Annotated in this window: 1 protein-coding gene; it reads right to left on the bottom strand. The window is 52.4% G+C overall.

Translation table 11 applies throughout. The features are described 5' to 3' along the window. On the bottom strand, window positions 1-989 hold a 989-nt coding region (locus tag A3751_RS18325; protein ID WP_255376098.1), incomplete at both ends, for a phosphate acyltransferase.

Raw genomic sequence — 989 nt, 5'->3', positions numbered from 1 at the left:
GAACAGCGCCGGAGACCAGTCCATCAACCTCGTCAAGCGCGACCATCATGGTCGCAAGAACAACGTTATCTTCAAGTAACGAGCGAGCCATATCTGGTGCGAGCCCTTTATGTTTTCGAAGCTCAACCATGCTTGCAACATAACGCTCTCGAACATCGTCTGGGTTGATCACCTGAATATCTTCATGGAGCTTTAAGCCTTGTGCTTGAGCGACCGCCTCAATCTCGACTGGATCGCCAATCATGACGCAGTCTGCAATCCCCCTTTCTTGGCACGCAATCGCCGCCGCAACGGTCCGAGGTTCATTCCCTTCTGGTAAAACGATACGCCTGTTTGCTGAGCGCGCATTCACAGTAAGCATATGACGAAAAGCGGGTGGAGAAAGACGTGTTTTACGTTCTTTCTCGCAAAGGTGTTCGAGCCAGTCCAGATCGAGATATTCTGAAACCATGCTCACCACGCGCTGCATGCGTGGCTCATCATCGCTCTGTACAACGCGATTAAGGTTTGCGAGCGCAGCGGCTGCAGCAAAGGTATCAAGTTCGGTAGAGAGCAGAGGCAGGCCTGCTCTGAGTGCGGGCCCACAGAGCGCATGAATGCGCTCATTGATCGCAGAGTCACTCGTCAATAAAATGCCTGCTAACGGCGTTCCAGTGAGGCTTGCCATACATGCGGCCATGATCGCGTCACTCCGATCTGAAGGCGTAACGACGAGGGCGCCTGGCACAAGGCGAGGTACAATGTTATCTATCGTTTTTGCGGCGAAGACTATTTCCTGAATGCGGCGTGTGTCATGTTCGCCTTCACTAATCGCATTGAGCGAAAGTGAGTGCTGTAGATCAGAGACGCGTGGTGCAGAGAGCTCTTTCAAGAATGGGACGGCACCAATAAGACGGAAGTTGTCGGTGTAAATAGGCAGCTCCGAATATTCCGCTACTTGGCTGGAAAAGTCGTCGGCCTCAATATCTCCGGCCTTGTTGAGTATGACA

The organism is Oleiphilus sp. HI0080 (assembly GCF_001635135.1).
This window is presented reverse-complemented; position numbering and strand designations above follow the sequence as displayed.